Below are 21,176 nucleotides of genomic sequence, written 5' to 3'. Positions count from 1 at the left end.
CTATCCATACCCAAGGAGAGTGATGACCGATGTCCGTTGACGCTGCGCAAGCGAGCAGAGCCATCCTCGATGGCGAGAGCTTTTTGGCGGAGGAAATCGTAAGGCTTCAGTACGAGAGGCAGCCCGGTCTGGCGGAGCGCTTTGGCCGGATCGGCCACGAGAAGACGCTTGAGGACACCCGCTACAGCCTGAAGTATCTGGTCGAAAGCGTGAGCCTCCAGAGTCCGCTGCTGTTCTCCAGCTATATGACCTGGCTTCGGGTGCTGCTGATTCAATATAAGGTTTCCACGGAGGACCTGTACATCAATATGCTTTGTCTTCAAAACGTTCTGGGCAAACACCTGGAGAAACGCGACTACGAGCTCGTCTCTCCCTATATCGATGCTGCTCTGAGGCAGCTGGACACCGATGCGGAGCTGACGGACTCCCATCTGGACAGCAGCGCCGCAGCCGACGAAGCGCGGGCTTACTTATCCATGCTTTTGCAAGGAGACCGGAGCGGAGCCAGCCGCCTCATCATGGGGCTTGTCGACGGCGGGATGCCGCTTCAGACGATCTACCTGGAGATTTTCCAGAAGTCGCAATACGAAATCGGCAGGCTCTGGCAGCTCGGCAGGCTGACGGTAGCCCAGGAGCATTACTGCAGCGCCGCCACCCAACTGATCATGTCGCAATTGTTTCCCTATCTGTTCCATCATTCCCGCAAGGGAAAGAAGCTGGTCGCGGCCTGTGTCGGCGGAGAGCTGCACGAGATCGGACTGCGCATGGTGACGGATATCTTCGAGCTGAACGGATGGGATACGTACTACGTCGGAGCCAACATGCCGATCGGGCCTCTGATCCGGTCCCTCAAGGAGTACGGAGCCGATGTGCTGGCCATCTCCTGCACGATGACCTATCACGTCGGGCTGGTCAAAGAACTGATCGCCGAGGTGCGGCGCGATCCCGAATGCGACGGGATTCGGATCCTTGTCGGAGGGTTTCCATTCAATATCGACCCTGAATTATGGGAGAAAGTAGGCGCGGACGGATATGGACGCGACGCGGAGGAATCCGTGCTCAAGGCAGGAGAGCTGACGAAACGATGAAGGCGGTGAGTTCATGGACAGCATCAATGCGGCTCCGAAGACGGACCAGAAGGTCATCTCCCTTCTCTGCAGCCGCACAGGAAGAATTTCGACCATCGTCAGAGACGACTATGGCATTTCCGCTCGCTTGAGCGGGGGCGGCCATGTGATTTCCGTGATGGACGAAATGAACGCTCTCAAATTTCACGACTTTCTAAACCGGCTTGATCAGGAAAAGGCGATTTTCAATTGGGAATTGAACCTGACCCTGGAAGACAGGCCGGTTCTTTTTTATTTCAACGGGGGCGTTTTCGACGACCATCTGCTCGTCGTCGGCTCCACGTACAACCCGGGGTATTCGTTCTTTTACGATGAGCTGATGAAGATCAACAACCAGCAGATGGTGACGCTTCGCGACACGATCAAGAAGCTCTCCAATCAGATCGTGGAGAAGATGGAGCAGGAGATGAGAACGTTCGACGAGTTCTCCGCCCTGAACAATGAGCTCGTCTCCTTGCAGCGCCAGCTGGCCAAAACGAACATCGAGCTGAAGCTGGCCAAGGAGAACGCCGAGAACGCCGACCGCTCGAAGAGCGTGTTCCTGGCTACGATGAGCCATGAGATCCGCTCTCCGATGAACGGAATCATCGCCATGAGCGAGCTGCTTTCCCAGTCGGAGATGTCCGAGCAGCAGCGGGAGTCGGTATCCATCATCATGGACTCCGGGCAGCTGCTGCTCACCATCATCAACGACATTCTTGATCTGTCCAAGATCGAGGCGGGAGAAATGAAGCTCGAAACGGCGCCGTTCGACCTGCGCGCCGCGCTGGAGCACACGATGCAGCTGCTGCAGTCCAGAGCGCAGCTGCAGCAGGACTCCCTGCGCTGTTATATCGATCCGCGCATCCATACGCCTGTCGTCGGGGACGCCGGCCGCTTCCGGCAGGTGCTGATCAATCTGGTCGGCAATGCCGTCAAGTTCACCCAGGACGGTGAAATCGAAGTGCGTCTCTACCTGCTTTCCCGCAGCGGCGGGCGCCAGAAGATCCGCATCGAGATCCGGGATACCGGAATCGGCATATCGGAGGAGAATGCCAGGAGACTGTTCACGCCCTTCTACCAGGTCGACAGCTCCTTGACGAACAAGTTCTCCAGCACGGGTCTCGGCTTATCGATCACGAAACATCTCGTTGAAATGATGGGAGGCCAGATCGGGGTCGACAGCCGTTTGGGCGAGGGCTCGGAGTTCTGGGTCGAGGTCGAGCTCCAGCAGCAGGAGCAGCAGCGCGGCTCAGCGGATTCGGCGGGACGGCCGACGGCCGTCGACGGGCTTGCCGGCAAGGACACCGCGACCGTAATCCTGCTGGCGGAGGACAATCCGGTCAATCAGCATGTGACGATGCTGCAGCTGCGCAAGCTCGGCTTCAGCAACGTCATTGCGGCAGGCAATGGCGAGGAGGCGGTGGAGCTGTGGAAGAAGCATGAGCCGCGCCTCATCCTCATGGACAACCAGATGCCGCTGCTGGACGGCTTCCAGGCGGCAGGCCGAATCCGCAAGCTCGAAGCCCGCGAGGAGATGGCGGCAGTGCCGATCATCGCGCTCACGGCGAACGCCATGATCGGCGACCGCGACCGCTCGATCAGCGCAGGGATGAACGATTACCTGGCCAAGCCGGTGACGCTGGAGAAGCTGGCGGGCATTCTGCTCCGCTGGCTGCCCGACGCGATGGGACATCGCCCGCTCGCCCCGCCGAACACGGCGCCGGACGAACCGAAGCTCGTCAGCGTGGATACTCTGGCGGACATCGCACCTCTTCCGTGGAGCGGCGACGATGTCGGCATGCTGCTGGAGCTCGTGCTTCTGTTCGAGCAGGACACACCCGCCAAGGTCGAGCAGCTGAGGCGGGCTGCCGCTGAAGAAAACCATGAGCAGGTGGAGCTCCTGTCCCACCATATCAAATCCGCTTCCTTGAGCATCGGCTTTGTCGCGCTTGCCCGCCTTGCAGGCGATCTGGAGCAGAAGGCGAGATATTCCGCCGGCAGCTACGGTCCTGAAGCGGAGCGCCTTGAAGGGCTGCTGGAGGCTTCTTGCCGGGAGATCCGGGAGCTGCTCGAAGCCTGATTTTCCGCCCGATCCCGATTCCGCCTCCTCCGCTCCGGGTAAGAAGGACGAAGAAGACATCCTAATTCCCGTCCGGCCGATAGGGAAACCGGGCAGAAAAATCGGAGGCGAGCGACGTGACGATAAGATATGCGGGAGTATTCCGCGATGACGATCATGCTCTTCGAGCAATCGAGGAGCTTCAGGCATCCGGCTTCAAGCGGGACGAGCTGTCGGTGCTTACCCAGGACAAGGAACGCTACGAGGGCATGATGGACGAATCGGGAACGATGGCTCCGGAAGGCATTGCCGCCGGCGTGACGACGGGAGGGCTGGCGGGCGGGGCGGTCGGCCTGCTCGCGGGTCTTGGAGCGCTGGCGATTCCCGGCATCGGGCCTCTGCTCGCTGCCGGGCCGATCGTCGCCGCGATCAGCGGCGCTGCCGTCGGAGCCAGCACGCTCGGCATCGTCGGCGGACTGGTCGGGATGGGATTCCCGGAGAGCGAAGCGGAGCGGTTCCAGAACGAGGTGAAGGACGGCCGCATTCTCGTGTTTGCGGAAGGCGACCGGCATGATGCAAGAGACATCCTGGGCATCATGGAGCGCGCCGGAGCGATCCGCACCCATAAGCTTGATGCCGGCAACGATCCGGGACGTCCGGGTGCGGGAGACGTCACGATCGTTTAGATCGATTATTTTTCAAGCGGAGGTGCACGATGATGCCATGGGCTAAAAACGATTATCCGCCGTCGATGAAAAATCTCGACAAGCGGGTGCGGGACAAAGCGGTGGAGATCGCCAACGCGCTGCTGAAGGATGGATACGAGGAGGGCCGGGCGATTGCCATCGCCACTTCTCAGGCGGAGAAATGGGCGGAGGAGCATCCCGGCGGCGGAGGCGGACATGCGGAAAAATCCGAAGAGCGCGACGGCCGGGAGAAGGATTCGGATGCGAAAGGCCGTTCCGGACAGCGCGGCAGCGAAACCGGAGGCTCCATCCAGCATGTCGTTCCTCACGACGGGGAATGGATGGTGAAGGATGCCGGCGCGGACAAAGGCGACACCTATTCCACCAAGGCAGAGGCGGTGGAGGCCGCCAGGAAATCGGCTTCCGACCGCGGCGGCAGCGCCATCGTCCATCGGGCCGACGGAACGGTGGAGACATCCCATAACTACTCCTGAGCGGGCAGGGTGCTGGAGCGCAGGGCTCCAGGCCATGCCGCTTCTGCGGATGGATGTGACCGTCCACTTGAAGCGAATTGAAATGAAAGTCCGTTAAAGCGGCTTGAAATGAGTCCCCCTGAGTAGGATTAAAAGCAGATCCCCCTTCGCCGACCGCTAGGTCTGCAAAGGGGGATTTGCTACTTCTGCAGGGTGACGCTGTCGTCCCCGTAGCTTGCTTTGGCATGGAGGATTTCCGTGAAGAAGGCCAGCGGCACCGTCATCCGGCCTTTGCTGTCGTAGGACGGAGCGGCTCCGAGCGCGACCGGGGCCATCTTGTTGTAGGTGTAGGAGTCGCTGCCGATCGTGACGGCAGTCCATTGGCTGCCTTTGCTGAGCTCGAGCGTCGAGGTGCGCTTATCCCATTTCAGCTTGTAGCCGAGCGCTTCGGCCGCATCCCTTACCGGTACGATCGCAACCCCGTCCTTGTTGGGGACAGCCTGGACGCCGCTCAAAGCCTTGCTGCCGACGATGACCTGCAGAGGTTTTGAATCCTCGCCGTGGGTGGGAAGAGGAATTTTGAACTCCGGATTGCCGCTCGCGCGGGGAGCGATTTCACCCTGCTGGAAGACGACATAGACGTCCTGGGCTTTCACGTAGAACACGCTGTCCGCCGTCACGCCTCTGAAGCCGTCATCATCGGCAAAGTAATTCTCTTTGTCCTTGGAGATCGCAGCCTGAACGGCCGCCCCGACCTCGCTCTCGTAATGGCTGCCGAACAATGCCGCCAGCGTCACGGGCGAAGCTTGCGAGGCGTTTCGGAAGGTCGCCGCGCTTACATGCGTATCCCCGTTCGCTCCGCCTTCGTAGGTGTACGTGCTCATTTTAATAGAGACCATTCCACCGGCAGCCGGCGAACCGTCCGAGGCGACTTCGAAGGTCGTCTTGATCTCGGAAGGGATGAAGCTCGTTGGGTTCGCTTTTTTGCGCTCGGCGGCCGCCTTTTTCAGCGAGTCCAGCTCTTTGGCCGCAGCCTGCTCCATCTGCGCATTCCATTCCTCCTGGAACTTGGCATCGAGCAGCCCGCTCAGGACGGGAACATCGATGTCGGCTTTATACAACTCGTCCTCCGTACGGACCGGTTTGGCATCTACCTGGACGGAAGCGGCAGGAATCGGTTTGGATGAGGCCGGGAGCGGAACCGCGAACACGGGAATTCCAGCCGCATAAGGAGCGATCTCGTAAGGCTGGAAGACGATCTGTGCGCTGCCGTCCTTGATATAGAAGGACTGATCCGCCGCCACGCCGGTGAAAGCGTCCTTGAAATAACCATTCGCGTTCCGGGCGATTTGCCGCTTGATCTCCGTGTTGATTGCCGCCGGGTAAGAGTCCCCGAACAGCGTCTTCAAGGTGACGGCTGAAGCGGTGCCGGCGTTCTTGACGTTGTAGGTGTCAATCCTGGAAATGCCGTGCGCTCCTCCCGCAAAGATGTAGGTATTGAGCTTGAGGGAAACAATGGCACTGTCCGTACCCGTTCCGGATAAGCCAGCGGAATATTGCAGCTTGATTTCATAAGGATGGAACTCATTGCCGGCTTTTTTTGCTGCGGCCAGGCCGGAGGCGGCCTGCTTCTTCACGGCATCCAAGTCCGCCATGGCCGTGCGCTCCATCTTTTCATTGAGCGATTTCTGGTAGGAGGCGTCCTTGAGCCCGGAGACGACGGGAACGAACAGAACGGCTTTCAAAGCCGATGTCGATTGAACGATTTTTTTGGCGGTGACCGAGACGCTTGCCGCTTTAGCCTGCGTTGAAGCAGGCAGGGAGGCATAGGCGGCCGGGCCGACGGAGACGCGAGCTTGTCCAGGCGCCAAAGCGGATGCATGAGCGGAGGGCAGAGAGGCCGTGCTGAGCAGGGCAGCGCCGGTCAAGCCGAGGAGCAAAGCTTGGATTCGCTTTTTCGATTCGTTGCGTTTCGCCATGTTGTTTCCTCCATCTATAAGCCTCTGGCAGCAGAGGTCGATTTCATTCTGTATACTAGACCGTTCTGACGGCGCGAAGGTTACAAACGGGTAACGTTCTCTTCCCATTCCATGGAGAAGCTTGGAATTCCTTCTCGAATGGGGCAAAAAGAGAATCAAATGCTGAAGGGATCTGTCGAACTATCGTTGGGAGAATAGTCCTGACAAGCCCTTGATCTTTCTTTGCTTGAGCGAAAAGCCGCTCCCGCCTCGCTGCTGAAAGTTCAGGTTGAGCTTCCGGGCCAACGGGTAATATAACTTATATTCGACTGACCGACAGCAAAGGAGAGGATTATGATGGCGAAAATCGCATTCCTGCTTGGACCGCAATTCGAGGACAGCGAGATGAAAGCACCGTATGACGCTATCCGCGCGGATGGTCACGAGACGGTGATTATCGGCCTCAAGGCCGGCGAGAAGCTTGAGGGCAAGCAGAAAAAAGCGGAGTATACGACCGATCTCGGCATTCAAGACGCCGATGCTTCCGACTACCAGGCCGTTGTGATTCCGGGAGGATCATCTCCTGAAGCTCTTCGCAACGATCACGACATTCAAAAATTCGTGCAGAAATTCGATGAGGAAGGCAAGACGATTGCCGCGATCTGCCACGGACCTCAGATTCTGATCAGCGCGGGTCTGGCCAAAGGGCGCACGCTGACCTGCTACCCGCCGCTGCGTGACGACTTGGCCAATGCAGGCGCTCATTATGTGGATCAAGAGGTTGTCGTGGACCGCAATTTCATTTCTTCCCGAACGCCGAAGGACGAGCCTGCCTTTATCCGGGAAACGCTGGAGCAGATTAAAAAAGGCTTGCCCCAAGCATCCCGATAAGGAAGGGATATGCCGGATGGAAATGAGCGGAAACGCAGCGTTTCCGGCGTCCAAAGCCATGCCGCCGAAGAAGCAGTCTCAGCTGCTCATCCGGCGGTTTTTTGGCGAGTTGGCGGATTTGCGTTGTCATCCGAATTCAAGTAGGATGAAGAAAGCGGCTTCGTCCATTAGATGGAAAGCCCCGCCGGCAAAAAGCCGGCATCTTCTCCTTGGGAGTGTCGATCTCCGATGAACCTGAATATCCAACCATCGTCGCTATGGTCGCTGCTGATTCCGCTGATCGGCGGACTCGCCGTTATCGTCCTGCGGGTGCGTTCTACCCGGAAGCCGACAACCATGCGCAAAATATTGATTCCACCTCTAGGCATGTCCACGGGCTTTCTCATGTTCGTCGTGCCGCAGACTCATATTCCGTGGCTGTGGGGATTGGCTGCCTTCGCGGCAGGGGCGCTGTTTTTCGCGGCGCCGCTGATCACCACCTCCAAGATGGAGTTTGTCGGAGATGACGTTTATCTTCGCCGCTCGAAAGCCTTTTTCTTCATTATCCTGATTTTGCTTGCCATCCGTCTGGTCCTCCATGACTTCGTGGAGCAGTATGTGACGGTCATGCAGACGGCGTCCTTGTTCTTCCTGCTGGCATTCGGCATGCTGGTGCCATGGCGGCTGGCGATGGCCTCGAAGTTCAGGCGTCTGCAGCGAAGCCGGGCTTCCTCGCTTCAGTCCTGAAGCAGAATCAATCGAGCCTTCCGCATCAGGCGGCTTCTGCGCATCTCTCCCTCGCCGGGTTTCCGGCGGGGGAGTTTTGTTCCTGCGGAAGGCATGGAGTTGGGCCGCTAGCATGTGTCCGGACGATTCGGTTTTCGGTTGCAGGTGCAGGCAGCTTCTTCTACAGTGGCGGCGATCCTTATCCAGCAACCGAATATTCGATGAAGGAGCCTCCGCTATTTGGGACCGAGGCGGGTCTACATAGCGAAGAGATGCGATCGGAATCGTTTGACAGTGCGCTTAGGGATGTGCTAAGTTAGTATTATCCAATTTAATTGTATGCAATATAGTTGCGGAAGGAGTCGATCCCTTGCTGGATTCCCACCATGACCAGACCGCGATGCCCGGCGAGCAGGGCGATCATTCGCTTCTCCAGTTGGATCATCAGCTTTGTTTTGCGCTGTATGCCTGCTCCAAGGAAGTAACCCGGTTATACCGTCCTCTCCTGCAAGAACTAGGCCTCACGTATACGCAGTATGTCACGCTGTTGGCTCTATGGGAAAGGGACGGGGAACCGGTCAAATCGCTGGGAAGCCGGTTGTACCTGGACTCCGGCACGCTGACGCCGCTGCTTAAAAAGCTCGAGTCGATGGGCCTGGTGAACCGGGTGCGGGATCGAGCCGACGAGCGGATGCTGAGGGTGAACCTGACGGAGGCAGGACAAGCCATGCGGGCAAAGGCCGGCAGCATTCCGCGGAAGCTGTGCGAGGTCACAGGCATGGAGCTTCGCGATCTTGAAGCGCTCAGGCTGCAGCTGCAGCAGCTGAACGCCGTTATCCAACACCATTATGAGGAGGATTCGGAACATGGCGAAGATTGACAACTACACGCTTGAGACGATCAAAGGGGACAAGAGCGAGCTTTCCGACTACACGGGCAAGGTTCTTCTGATCGTCAATACGGCCAGCAAATGCGGCCTTACGCCGCAATATGAAGGGCTTCAGGCTTTATATAACAAGTACAAGGATCAAGGCCTGGAAATTCTCGGTTTCCCGAGCAACCAATTCGCGGGCCAGGAGCCGGGCAGCAGCGAAGAAATCGATAGCTTCTGCCAGCTGAACTACGGCGTCAGCTTCCCGCTGTTCGCGAAGACCGACGTCAATGGCGATGCTGCGCATCCGCTGTTCAAGCAGCTGGTCTCCGACGCCCCATTCCAAGGCTTCGACTCTTCTCCGAGCGGACAGAAATTCCAGGGCATGTTCCAGCCGGAACAGCTCGAAAGCAACGATGTGAAGTGGAACTTCACCAAGTTCCTGGTGGCCAGGGATGGATCGATCGTGAAACGCTTCGAGCCGAATGTGCTTCCTCAAGATATCGCGGCGGACATCGAGAAGCTTCTCTAGAGACTGGCTCGGGCAGCCTTTTCGTTCAGATATAGCTGCAACTCTAACATGCCTTTTCTCCAATTCGGTCTCTAAGGATCCTATTAGGGTGTGAAGGGCGAGAGCCGTACTCTTTCAACGGATGTTGAAGGGGAACCCCGCTCATTAGCCGACAGAAGGATGCAGCAGGGGAGCCCTGCTCATAAGCCGACAGAACGATGCAGAAGGACTGCGCCGGGCTGTCGGCTTTTCTTGCAGGATCCCCCTTATATTCAAGCCGTATTTTGTGTAGAATGGTAGGATACAATTTATCAGAGAGGTTGTGGTCGCATGGATCCTAAGAATCCTCCGGTTTCTAATTTCATTCGCGCTATTGTCGTCGACGACGTGGAGAGCGGCCGCACGCAGCAAGTCGCAACCCGGTTTCCTCCCGAGCCGAACGGCTATTTGCATATCGGACATGCCAAATCGATTTGTCTCAACTTTGAGCTCGCGGATGAGTTCAAGGGCCGCACGAATCTTCGTTTCGACGATACGAATCCGGTCAAGGAAGATACGGAATTCGTGGAATCTATTCAGGAGGATGTCCGCTGGCTCGGCTTTGAATGGGAAGAGCTGCGATTCGCATCCGATTATTTCGAGGAGTTCTATGAACGCGCCGTCCTCTTAATCCGCAAAGGGCTGGCGTATGTGGACGACTCCACTCCGGAGCAAATGCGCGAGCTTCGCGGAACCCTGACGGAGCCCGGCAAGAACAGTCCCTACCGCGATCGAAGCGTTGAGGAAAACCTCGATTTGTTCGCCAGGATGCGTGCGGGAGAATTCCCTAACGGAGCTCGCGTGCTGCGTGCCAAGATCGATATGAGCTCGCCGAATATTACGCTTCGCGATCCTGTCCTGTACCGGATCTCCCATTCCCATCATCACCGGACAGGGGATGCTTGGTGCATTTACCCGATGTATGATTATGCTCATCCGCTCGGTGACGCGATCGAGGGCATTACGCATTCGATCTGTACGCTTGAGTTCGAGGATCATCGCCCGCTGTATGATTGGACCATCGAGAACTGCGAAATGGAAGCCCGCCCTCGCCAGTACGAATTCGGTCGCCTGAATCTGACCAATACGGTTATGAGCAAGCGCAAGCTCAAGCAGCTTGTAGAAGAAGGCGCCGTTGACGGCTGGGACGATCCCCGAATGCCGACGATCAGCGCGCTCCGCCGCAAAGGCTTCACGCCTGAAGCGATCCGCACGTTCTGCCGTGAAATTGGCGTATCCAAAGCCAACAGCATGGTTGACGAGCAAATGCTGGATCATTTCATTCGTGAGGATCTCAAGCTGAAGGCTCCTCGTACGATGGCGGTCGTTCGGCCTCTCAAAGTGACGATCACAAACTATCCCGAAGGCCAAGTGGAATGGCTCGAGGCCGAGAACAACAACGAGAACGAAGAAATGGGAACCCGGCAGATTCCATTCTCGCGCGAAATTTATATCGAGCAGGACGATTTCATGGAAAATCCGCCGAGCAAATATTTCCGGCTGTTCCCTGGCAACGAGGTTCGCTTGAAGCATGCCTACTTCATCAAGTGCGAAGAGGTCGTCAAGGATGAAGCCGGCAACGTGGTCGAGCTCCGCTGCACTTACGATCCGGAGACCAAGAGCGGAACCGGCTTTACCGGACGCAAGGTCAAAGGCACGCTGCATTGGGTCGAAGCGACTCATGCTGTAGCGACCGAGTTCCGCCACTTCGAGCCGCTGATTACGAGCGAAGCCCAGGAGACCGGCAAGCCGTTCATGGAATGCTTGAACCCGAACTCGCTGGACATTCTGAACGGCTTCGTCGAGCCGGGAATGAAGGAAGCCGCAGCGGGCGACAAGTTCCAATTTTTCCGCCATGGCTACTACAATGTCGATCCCAAGCTGTCCGATCCGGGCAAGCCGGTATTCAACCGGGTCGTTTCGCTGAAGAGCTCGTTTGATCCGACTAAGGGCTGATAAGAGATCTATTGCTTCTATTAAAAGAGTCGTTTGCGTGGGCGTCCTCGGACACCTTGCAAAACGACTCTTTTTGCTTGCCGTTGGAATGATTGGGCATGTGAATGAAAGAGACCTCTGGGGGGAGGCGTGCTGCCGTTACTGATTCTTTCCTAGAGAAGGAGATCAATCTCATAAGAGAATCGGTAGTCTCCGTCCACACGGATAGCACTCCGACAAAACGGTCAGAAAACCAAAAGAGCGGCCCCGAAGGACCGCTCTTTCTACTGGTATAAAGAAGGATTAGTTCGTCAGACCAGAGATAGGCAGGTAGCGTGCGATCAGTGTCGTTGCCTCGGCACGGTTGGCGAAGGAGTTTCCAGCGATTTTCGTCGCGGATTGTCCTTTTACCAGACCGGCTTTGACAGCTGCAGCAACCTCAGCTTTAGCCCATTGGAGATTCGCAACGTCGGTATATCCAGCCAGAGCTGCGTTTGCTTCCGCATCGGACAGCTTCAGGGATTTACCGGCATACTCCGCCGCGCGAACGACGATAGCAGCGATCTCTTTACGCGTGATCGGGCTGTTCGGGTTGAAGTTTCCTTTTTCATCTCCGATGACCAGACCCAGCTCAGCAGCCGTAGCTACCGTGCCAGCGTACCATTTGGAAGATTGAACGTCTTTGAACGTGTAGGTCGAAGACGTTACAGGAACTGCGCCCAGCGAACGGACGACCAGCGCTGCGAATTCCGCACGAGTGATGCTGCGTTTAGGCTCGAACAGGTTTTTGCCTGTGCCTTCAACGATCAGCTTCTCGGACAGAGTCGCGATGTCGTTCTTGGCCCAGTGATTCAACGTGTCGTTGAAACGAACTGTTTTGCCTTGAACGACGGTGTAGATGGAAGCACCGTCACGCTTCAGCGTAGCGATCGTTTTGTTGTCAGCCGTTGCGAAGGTGCTAGGCACGAAGCTCAGCTCTTTCGCAGTCGGGTTGAACATAACGCCCGCTGCCGTTGCGGTAGCTGCGGAAGTCAGAGGAATCGTACGGGATACGAGTTGTCCGAACTTCTCGATAGCCACTTCTTTGCCACCGCCCATTGCTACGACACGGAAGTCGTAAGAATCGGCCAGTTGCGTAGCGCCCAGAGCTTTCACAGCATTCGAAACAGCGTCAGCTGCTTCGCCCGTCAGTTTCTTCATTTCCACGCGGATAACCAGATCCTTCAGCTCAACCCCGAGGGATTTAGCGAGATCAGCCAGTTTCAGAGCGGAAAGAGGAAGCGTGATGGATACGCCTGCATCGTTGTAGATGGTCAGCGTTTTGCCGTTCAGCAGAGCGTCAGCAGGCAGGTACACGGTGTCAAGAGTCGTTTTGATCTTGGCATCGGCATTTGCCGCAAGAAGAGCGATCAGCTGTTCACGGTTGACTTTGCCGTCAGCACCTACCAGGTCACCGCCGGTTACCGGAGGGAAGAATCCTCCCGGGAAGCCGCCGCCTGGTGTGTAGCCGTTGTAGACCAGTTTGCTTACGACACCATTATCAGCGCTCTTGTCGGAGTACTGCAGAGTGTAGTAAGTGGAGTAGGCCACGGATTCGTCCAGATTGTAGTAGTACTTACCGTCGGTGTATGTACTGTAAGTTGCATATACCGTTGTAGGTACCGTCGAGCCTGCAGCGTAGACCTGGATGGCGATACGGTTTTGACCGTCGATGTAGACGCTCTTAGCCGCATATGTATCCGCATCTACGTATACCGAAGCCGTAACTTGGTTGTAATACGAGGAAGCGGATTGGAATCCAGAAGCTGCGAAGGCCAGAATCGGCGACAGAGCCGATACTACCATCATGAAAACGAGCAGAGCTGCTGTTTTCTTTGTAACAAGCTTTTTCATTTTTGTATTTCACCTCCTTTCAAGAGACGTTTTGTAATACGCCTATTAAATCGTAAAGTTTCGAGAATGAGAAAAATGTCTATAATTGTTGAGATATTGTTAATTGTGACGATAGAAGGTATTTAATCACAAATCCCAAGTAAAGTAAAGGGCATATATGGAATTTAAGTAATTATTGGGATTTTGATATGGGTTATGAAAATAACATTCACTCTTCTGCCACTAATTGATTAAGCAGATTCTCTTCGTTTGAATCAGCTTGTATCAATTTTTCTTTCAATGGCTCGTCATTTTGGCCCAAATGGTGGAGAGAAGCCAGATAGAAACGAACTGCCTGGCGGGCAATGGATGCTCTTTCGGCTTCTTCGGAAGTCGAGTTGGCTGGATCTGGCACAAGGGAGTCGCTGGTGATCGGTTTCAAAAGATCTACAGCTTCCTGATATCTCTGAGTATGATAGAGAACGATACCTAAACCCTGCCTGCTGATGGGAGCCACATCAAAACGCTTCCCTTGAAGCTGTTCCTTCGGGAGATCCTTAAGCTTGTCCATCCCTGCTAGAATGTCCTGGTAGAGATCTTCGGTACGCTTCCACTTGGCGGCATAGTCGCCGTTGCCGGCTTTCTTTTCTGCCAAGCCGGTCTCAGCATACTGCTTGATGCCCATCTCATAGAGGCTGATATCCCATGGGAATTTAGTCAGACCTTCCTCGATAACAGCCAGGCTCTGGTCACTTTCGCCTTTTATAGCAGAGTTCTGGTAGCGGGCTTGTATTATTTGACGCGAGTAGGGCTCATGAAGTTGCGCTTGCTGGAGAGATTTTTCAGCTTGCATTAAATATTCGGCATTTTTCGTCTGATTATACACCTGCGTCAGCCAGTCCGCTTTGACCAGAAGATACTGGGTGTTGGACGGAGAAAGCTCGATGGCGCGGTCCAATGGAGGAAAAATCTCCTCGATGGATCGCTGCTCTTGGCCCATTGCTAGTGCTTTGTCAAATTGAAGATAAGATGCATAGCTGCGGTAGGTAATGACACCAATTGAAACGGTGAGAACCATTAGAGCTATGGGATAGATACGGTTTAAGGACGGCTTTTTGAAATGGAAAGCGGGAAGGGCGAGTTCTTTCTCGTATCCTCCCAGCATGCTCCCTAAGCTAAAGAAGAACAAGGCTGCTATGGTGATGTAGCTCATATCGAAGTCAAACAGACTGTGCAGCAGAAGCGATACGGCAAAGATATAGTAGACGAGCTGGTTGCCTCGTTTTTCAGGATGGCGTATCCACGTGCGGATAAATAAGATGAACGCCAATGCGAAGAATCCGAAGTGGAGAACCAAGCCGACGTACCCTGTTTCCACCAGGGTTTGGATGAAGTAGCTATGGGCTTGATTGCTAGTGTATGGATTGCTTTGATACTTTTGGTAGAGAGCATTCCATGCCCCGCCGCCGCCGCCAAGAAGCGGATAATCGGCTGCAATCTTGAATCCGTTCTCGTAGAAGGTGCCGCGCTCCAAGACGCTGTGCTGCTTGAAGCTGATATTTTCAAGACGATCGGCAAGGTTCGGCGGCAGCAGTCCGCGGACCATGCTGCTCGAGAGTACGATAGCGGCACCGCCTGCGGCAAGAATAATCATGGCTGCAGGAGCAATGATATAAGAGAGCTTGCGTTCGGAGAAGTTGTGGAGCTTGCTTTCCAGCCATGGCTCGATCCATCTAGACACTGTCAAGCAGAGAGCGGATGCGACGATAGAACTTCCTATCAATACACCCCATAAGGTAAGAACCTCTGCGCTGCCCATAGAAGCAAGCTTTTCCGGAGGAACTTGGCTGCCTGATTCGTTGAAACGAAGAACCTGTTTAAGAATGGCTGCAGATTTCGTTTCAATGAGACTTAGAATAGAAAAGGATACGATTACGGTCACGACAAGATGAAGGATATAGCCGATTTGCTTGGATAGTCTCATGAAAGGAAGAGTGGCCAACACGGCAACAGGAATGATAACTAGAGCAGCGCGCGAGTAGGTCAACATGAAAGAGATGAATACAGGGACGAGCATGAAAGCATGGATGCCTTTCCACCATGCGTTTTTTGCATGAGTGGCGTAAAAAGCGGAGGCTAGCATGACGGCGATTAGGAGAGCGGCGTAAGTGTTGGGGTATTGGAAGACCGATGTCATCCTGTAGTTCTCCATCTGGAACCAAAGGGCATCCGGGTACCAATGCTGGCCGAATAGATTGAGGATGCCAAACCAGACCAAGACGTATGAGGAACCCATAAGAATAAATTCCAGAGCAACCCTGGTATACTTGCTATCGTTAAAGTAGAGGCCGAACACAAAAAAACCGGCCAGCAAACAGCTGATCATTGTCATGATATTGGCGTAGTTATCAGACACGGCATTTATGGAGGAAAGGGCAAAAGAAAGCGGGAGAAGCCAAATGCCGATGGAAAGGACGGACTTCCAGCTCTTATCCTTCCAGGTTTTGAAGAGTTGAAGGGACATGACGAGAATGAAAATCAACGAGAATAAAGCAGCTCCTACAAGCTTTTTCTCAAATGAAAACCCGTAACCGTTAAATAGCCCTGTTCGGAAGGAATAAAAAAAGAAGAATATTCCTGCCATTAGAATTGCTGCCCACTTCAAAAGCGATACGTCAAATTCTTCCTTTTTGACGTACTTGGGTGGTGAAGGTTGTCGATTCATGTTAAACTCCTTTTTAGTGGCTTAGCACAATTTAGCACAGAATATATACATTTTAGCTTTATCTAAGAAAAAGATAAATACTAACTGATTAGATAGATTAAACTCATTCGGAGGTAACAAAGTGAGAGTAAAGAAGGCCATCATACCGGCCGCAGGGTTGGGGACTCGGTTCCTCCCTGCGACAAAAGCTATGCCTAAAGAAATGCTACCTATTGTGGATAAACCCACCATACAATACATAATAGAAGAAGCAGTCGAATCGGGAATAGAAGATATCATTATTGTAACAGGTAAGGGTAAGAGAGCTATCGAGGATCATTTTGATATATCTTTTGAATTGGAAGAAAATCTCCGATCAAAAGAAAAATATGATCTTTTAAATGAAGTTCAAAAATCCTCTAATATGGCAGATATTCACTATATACGTCAAAAAGAAGCGCGCGGATTAGGGCATGCTGTATGGTGTGCTCGTAAATTCATCGGAAATGAACCCTTTGCGGTTCTATTGGGAGATGATATTGTTCAAGCCGAAGTTCCTTGCCTAAAGCAATTAATTAATCAATATGATGCTAGTGGGAGTTCAATAGTAGGAGTTCAAACGGTTCAACCTAATGAGGTGGAACGATATGGAATTATTAGCTATTCTGTACAATCGGATCGTCTGTACGAACTTAATGGAATGGTTGAAAAGCCGGCTCGTCACTTAGCGCCTTCTAATTTAGCCATTATGGGCAGATATGTGCTCAGTCCTGCGATTTTTGATTACCTGGGTAGACAAAATATAGGATCCGGTGGTGAAATTCAACTCACGGATGCTCTGAATGAACTAAATCATACTGAAAAAGTGCTAGCTTATGACTTTGAAGGGAAGCGATATGATGTAGGGGAGAAGATGGGGTATATAAAGACCACAATAGAAATAGCTTTGCAAAGATCAGACATTGGCTCTGAGTTGATTGAATATCTGGATGGCCTACTCGATTCCGTCAAACAAAAAAGGTGAGGGTGCATATGAAACCTGTACATATAATTTTGATAATAATTTTGTGTCTGTTTTTAACCACGCCTGTTTACGCTGCAACGAGCCAGGAGCAAATTAGAAACGAAAAAAGAGAGGCTCAATATAATGATTCTAATAATTGGCTTACTCTGAAAGGCAGTGAAGGCGGGGTTAGATTTGTGACCAAAGATGGAAAAGAATCCATACTAATCGATAATTTTGGTGGAATTTACTTCAACGGTGATGTTTTTGTTAATAATAAGAAATTGAATGACGTACTAGAGAAAACGGTGAATAAAGATACCATGCAGATCTTCATGATTTTTATGATTTCAATTTTCTTGATTTTCTTTTTGATTATGCTAACAATCGTTCTTAAGGTACGAAAACAGCTGACACTTCTAAGAAAACAGTCTCAGTTTCAAGAAAAGTCAAATATGTAAGGACGGATAATAGGGGAGAGGGAGTGTGAATTTTTGTTTTCTTTAGGAATCGATAAAAAAATGCTTTTACAGCTAACGAAAAACGACATAAGAGAAAAATATTTAGGCTCTTATTTAGGAATATTTTGGGCGTTTATCCACCCAGCTATTACTATTCTAGTTTTCTGGTTCGTATTTCAGTTTGGCTTCCGTTCCGTTCCAGTGGGCGACTACCCCTATGTCGTATGGCTGATTTCGGGAATAATCGCGTGGTTCTTTTTTTTCTGAGGCTTTAGGTAGCGGTACTCATGCTATTGCAGGGAATAGTTTTCTTGTGAAAAAAGTTTCTTTTCGCGTAGGACTATTACCTGTTATTAAAATTTTATCCGCATTGTTAATCCATGTATTTTTTGTTCTTATTGTTTTAATTATTAATTGGTTCTATGGGTATCCTCCGACTATATATTCCCTGCAACTTTTTTATTATTTATTCGGTTTATTGCTTTTGTTACTAGGCTTGACTTGGTTTACTTCGTCGATTTTTATCTTTTTTAAAGATACCTCTCAGTTTATCTCCATCGCAATATCCTTGGGTTTTTGGATCACACCTGTCTTTTGGTCTTTAGGCATGGTTCCCGACAAGTACAAATTTTTATTTGAACTGAATCCAATGGTTTATATTGTTGAAGGGTATAGAAGCTCTTTTATTTATCATCAGTGGTTCTGGGAGAGCCCTTTGAATATGGTTGCTTTCTGGTTGGAAGTGATCAGCGTATTCTTTATCGGCGTATTCGTTTTTAAAAGACTAAGGCCGCAATTTGCGGATGTCTTGTAGCAGGAGTGATCTTATATGTCGAATGAAATTGCAATTAAAGCCCATAATTTGTCCAAAGTTTACAAGCTTTATAACAAGCCAGAAGACCGATTAAAAGAGGCATTTTCACTATTCGGAAGCAAAGAGTACCATAAAGAACATTATGCCCTTCACAATATTAGTCTTACTATTACAAAAGGACAAACCATCGGAATTATTGGGAAGAATGGATCTGGAAAATCTACCTTGTTAAAAATTCTGGCGGGAGTTCTTTCTCCTTCAAACGGTAACGTGGAAGTGAACGGCAAAGTCACATCGTTGCTTGAATTGGGAGCTGGCTTTAATCCAGAGTATACGGGAATAGAGAACATTTATTTAAATGGAACCATTATGAGTTATTCCCGTGAAGAAATGACAAAAAAACTTCCAGAAATTCTTGCTTTTGCTGACATCGGTGAATATGTTTACCAGCCTGTGAAAACTTATTCAAGCGGAATGTTTGCTCGGTTGGCCTTTTCGGTAATGGTACATTTAGATCCTGATATTCTTATTGTAGATGAAGCCCTTTCTGTGGGTGACATATTTTTTCAACAAAAATGTAACCAGTTCATGAAACATAATATGAAGAACACGACTAAACTTCTAGTCACTCATGATATGAACAGCATTGCTAATCTTGCAGACTACTGCATTGTTCTTGATAAAGGGAAAAAAGTTTACGAAGGCGATCCTTTAAACTCTATAGAGTATTATGTAAAAAGCCTTCACACAGAAAGCTTTTCGATTGCTTCCTCGGAGAAAGGTGTCAATAACGAGACCTTAGAGTCACAATCCTTAAACGAACAAATTAACGGTTGGACTCTGCTCGATCCTGAGAAGCTCGGAGGAGCGCTAGAAGCCACCTTTATTCGATACCACGTTAAAGTAAATGACTTGGATTATAAAGGTTTCGTCCAGGCTGGCGAAGAGGTTACCGTATCCTTTTCTGTTTCTTCCAAAAAGAACTTTAATGATGGGATATTAGGTTATATTATATCTGACAAATTTGGAAATCAGATTTTTGGTGAAAATACGATAACTTCGGGGATTGCACCGATAAAAGTCGAACAAAACGGTAAGAATGTTTATCAATTATCTTTTATATGGCCTGAGATTAAAGAAGGCGAATATTTTTTAACCATTGGTCTTGGAGAGGGAGAACATGAACTTCAGCACAAGATTCAATGCTGGGCTCATAACATTTTTAAGTTTGATTGCATTACTCCTCGAAAAACTATTCATTGCTTATTTAATAATCCAATCAAGACTGTTCAATTATTATAGCTATTGTTTTCAGAAAGGTTGATCTTAGATGAAAAAATGGATCATCTCTTCTCCAAAATATGAATCTGATATTCTGAATCCCGATCTACCCGTTTCTCCTTGGGCAGGACACCGAAATTTTGCCTATGATTTAATTCGGTATACCAAACCAAGCCTAATCGTGGAACTAGGTACCCATTTTGGGTGCTCGTTTTTTGCCTTCAGCCAATCCGTGCAAGATGCGGGTCTACAAAATGGGACGCAGTTGGTGGCAGTAGATACTTGGGTAGGGGACAGTCAAGCAGGGTTTTATGCAGAGAATGTTTTCGAATTGGTGCCCCGCACTGTCAACAGATTTTTTAGTGATCTACAAATAGACCTAAAGAAAAAAACATTTCTTGAAGCTCTTCCTGAAATTGCAGATAATTCCATTGAGTTGCTGCATATTGATGGTTTTCATACCTATGAGGCAGTCTCAGAGGATTTTCATACATGGTTACCCAAACTTAAAGAGAATGGAATTATTCTCTTCCATGATACAGCGCCAGATACGGGGTATGGATCTACTGATTTTTGGAATGAAATTAAAAAGAAATTTCCATATCTAGAATTTATCCATAGTTGGGGTCTTGGAATTCTATTCCCAAAAGGGGACTATTGGTATAAAAAATTGAATGAAGAGAATATTCAAGATAAAATAGAAATTTATTTCTATAAAGCAGGTTATGAACTAGCACAATATCAAATTCATGATTTGAGAGAAATGGCCGATAACAGATTTAAAGCTATAAATGAAATGGAAAAAATGATTGCTGAACGTGATAGGACGATTCAAGCTAGCGAAGCTTTGGTTCTTGAACGGCAGAAAGCAATGGATATTATGGAAGACATGATTAAGGAAAGAGATTCAATAATTGAAAGTCAGAAAGAATTAATTGAGGAAAGAATTTTAGTAATGAAATCATTGGAAAATATGATAAAAGAAAGAGACTCTGTCATTGATGGTCAAAAAGCGCTAATTGACGAGCGATTTGATACTATTCGTTCCATGGAAGAAATGATTGCTCAAAGGGATGAAGTTATCAGAGGACAGCAAGAGCTCGTTGAAGAACGATTTGCGGCAATGAGGGATATGGAACGGATGATTCAAGAAAGGGATGAGTCAATTGCGTCCCAAAACGCTATTTTGGAAGAGAGATATGCAGCCATTTTGGAGATGGAGACCATGATTACAGAGAGAGATAATGAAATTAAAAACTTACAGGCTTTATTGTATAAAACAGAACAGTAAATTTCGATAGAAATAGGGGAGAAAATTTGAAGAAAATTGCTTGGTTTATCCCATATCCTGCTGAAGGTTCGGGTGGTCATAGAACGATTTTTCAAAACCTGCAAGCTCTTGCAGATCGTGGGTATGAGTGCCACGCATATATTGAGGATATTGGCCTTGGAGAATCCGCAGCAAAACTGAAAGAGACTATCGAGGGATATTTTGGGGCCATTAATGCAAAATTTTACATGGGTTTCGAGCCTCGTGAACAGTACGATTTAATTTTTGCAACAGCTTGGTATACGGCGAAGTTTGTCCGTGACATACAACAAAATTGTAAAAAAGCTTATTTTATACAGGATTTTGAAGCTTATTTTAATCCTATGGGTGATGGATATCTCCTAGCTGAAAACTCTTATCGGTACGGACTTATGCCGGTAACGATTGGGAGATGGCTTTCCAATAAGATGACGAATGAATTCAACAGCCCATCAAATTACTTCGACTTTTGTGCCGATTTAAATGTCTACAAAC

Annotated in this window: 16 protein-coding genes and 2 pseudogenes; 15 read left to right on the top strand and 3 right to left on the bottom strand. The window is 50.6% G+C overall.

Going from position 1 to position 21,176, the window contains the following annotated elements:
• Nucleotides 1-29: 29 nt before the first annotated feature.
• The 4 genes from BN871_RS17500 to BN871_RS17485 all read left to right on the top strand — a co-directional run bounded on the left by BN871_RS17500 (nt 30) and on the right by BN871_RS17485 (nt 4,348).
• Entirely contained in the window at nt 30-1,088 is a 1,059-nt protein-coding gene (locus BN871_RS17500; protein ID WP_021878622.1) for a B12-binding domain-containing protein, read from the top strand.
• A 13-nt stretch (nt 1,089-1,101) separates the two neighbouring features.
• Nucleotides 1,102-3,189 carry an ATP-binding protein gene (locus tag BN871_RS17495; RefSeq protein WP_021878621.1) on the top strand — a complete coding sequence of 696 codons (2,088 nt, stop codon included), beginning with the start codon at nt 1,102-1,104 and terminating at the stop codon, nt 3,187-3,189.
• A gap of 116 nt (nt 3,190-3,305) precedes the next feature.
• Nucleotides 3,306-3,854 (top strand): general stress protein, encoded by a 549-nt coding sequence (locus BN871_RS17490; protein WP_021878620.1) that lies wholly within the window; start codon nt 3,306-3,308, stop codon nt 3,852-3,854.
• A gap of 29 nt (nt 3,855-3,883) precedes the next feature.
• A complete protein-coding gene (locus BN871_RS17485; RefSeq protein WP_021878619.1) occupies nt 3,884-4,348 on the top strand; it encodes a DUF2188 domain-containing protein in 465 nt (154 codons plus the stop codon).
• Between the two features lie 179 nt (nt 4,349-4,527).
• Here BN871_RS17485 and BN871_RS17480 read toward each other — a convergent pair whose 3' ends face one another.
• On the bottom strand, nt 4,528-6,306 hold the full coding sequence (locus tag BN871_RS17480; protein WP_048748139.1) for a PdaC/SigV domain-containing protein: 1,779 nt from the start codon (nt 6,304-6,306) through the stop codon (nt 4,528-4,530).
• A gap of 336 nt (nt 6,307-6,642) precedes the next feature.
• On the opposite strand from BN871_RS17480, the gene BN871_RS17475 reads away from it, so the two are divergent.
• The 5 genes from BN871_RS17475 (at nt 6,643) to BN871_RS17450 (ending at nt 11,258) form a co-directional block, all read left to right on the top strand.
• Nucleotides 6,643-7,176 carry a type 1 glutamine amidotransferase domain-containing protein gene (locus tag BN871_RS17475; protein ID WP_048748138.1) on the top strand — a complete coding sequence of 178 codons (534 nt, stop codon included), beginning with the start codon at nt 6,643-6,645 and terminating at the stop codon, nt 7,174-7,176.
• Between the two features lie 228 nt (nt 7,177-7,404).
• On the top strand, nt 7,405-7,902 hold the full coding sequence (locus BN871_RS17465; RefSeq protein ID WP_048748136.1) for a CcdC family protein: 498 nt from the start codon (nt 7,405-7,407) through the stop codon (nt 7,900-7,902).
• Nucleotides 7,903-8,281: 379 nt separating this feature from the next.
• Nucleotides 8,282-8,761 carry a MarR family winged helix-turn-helix transcriptional regulator gene (locus tag BN871_RS17460; protein WP_048748145.1) on the top strand — a complete coding sequence of 160 codons (480 nt, stop codon included), beginning with the start codon at nt 8,282-8,284 and terminating at the stop codon, nt 8,759-8,761.
• Nucleotides 8,748-9,284, top strand: a complete 537-nt coding sequence (locus BN871_RS17455; RefSeq protein ID WP_048748135.1) for a glutathione peroxidase — start codon at nt 8,748-8,750, stop codon at nt 9,282-9,284. The genes BN871_RS17460 and BN871_RS17455 overlap by 14 nt, the downstream gene beginning before the upstream one ends.
• A 309-nt stretch (nt 9,285-9,593) precedes the next feature.
• Nucleotides 9,594-11,258, top strand: coding sequence for a glutamine--tRNA ligase/YqeY domain fusion protein (locus tag BN871_RS17450; RefSeq protein WP_048748134.1), 1,665 nt, complete (start codon nt 9,594-9,596; stop codon nt 11,256-11,258).
• A 282-nt stretch (nt 11,259-11,540) separates the two neighbouring features.
• On the opposite strand, the gene BN871_RS17445 is transcribed toward BN871_RS17450, so the two are convergent.
• Nucleotides 11,541-13,130, bottom strand: coding sequence for an S-layer homology domain-containing protein (locus tag BN871_RS17445; protein WP_021878612.1), 1,590 nt, complete (start codon nt 13,128-13,130; stop codon nt 11,541-11,543).
• 208 nt (nt 13,131-13,338) lie between these two features.
• Nucleotides 13,339-15,834, bottom strand: a complete 2,496-nt coding sequence (locus tag BN871_RS17440; RefSeq protein ID WP_021878611.1) for an O-antigen ligase — start codon at nt 15,832-15,834, stop codon at nt 13,339-13,341.
• Nucleotides 15,835-15,955: 121 nt separating this feature from the next.
• On the opposite strand from BN871_RS17440, the gene galU reads away from it, so the two are divergent.
• From galU to BN871_RS17410, 6 genes and pseudogenes are all read left to right on the top strand, one after another.
• On the top strand, nt 15,956-16,837 hold the full coding sequence (gene galU / locus BN871_RS17435) for a UTP--glucose-1-phosphate uridylyltransferase GalU (protein WP_021878610.1): 882 nt from the start codon (nt 15,956-15,958) through the stop codon (nt 16,835-16,837).
• Nucleotides 16,838-16,845: 8 nt separating this feature from the next.
• Complete coding sequence (locus tag BN871_RS17430; protein ID WP_021878609.1) at nt 16,846-17,277, top strand: hypothetical protein; 432 nt, start codon at nt 16,846-16,848, stop codon at nt 17,275-17,277.
• A gap of 313 nt (nt 17,278-17,590) precedes the next feature.
• On the top strand, nt 17,591-18,091 hold the full coding sequence (locus tag BN871_RS17425; protein ID WP_232313151.1) for an ABC transporter permease: 501 nt from the start codon (nt 17,591-17,593) through the stop codon (nt 18,089-18,091).
• Nucleotides 18,092-18,106: 15 nt separating this feature from the next.
• Nucleotides 18,107-19,393 (top strand): ABC transporter ATP-binding protein, encoded by a 1,287-nt coding sequence (locus BN871_RS17420; RefSeq protein ID WP_048747703.1) that lies wholly within the window; start codon nt 18,107-18,109, stop codon nt 19,391-19,393.
• 28 nt (nt 19,394-19,421) lie between these two features.
• Nucleotides 19,422-20,075, top strand: a pseudogene (locus tag BN871_RS30280) (class I SAM-dependent methyltransferase); the annotation flags it as partial.
• A gap of 614 nt (nt 20,076-20,689) precedes the next feature.
• Nucleotides 20,690-21,176: pseudogene (locus BN871_RS17410) on the top strand (hypothetical protein); the annotation flags it as partial.

This window comes from Paenibacillus sp. P22, from assembly GCF_000469945.2.
Taxonomy (GTDB): domain Bacteria; phylum Bacillota; class Bacilli; order Paenibacillales; family Paenibacillaceae; genus Paenibacillus_O; species Paenibacillus_O humicus.
This window is presented reverse-complemented; position numbering and strand designations above follow the sequence as displayed.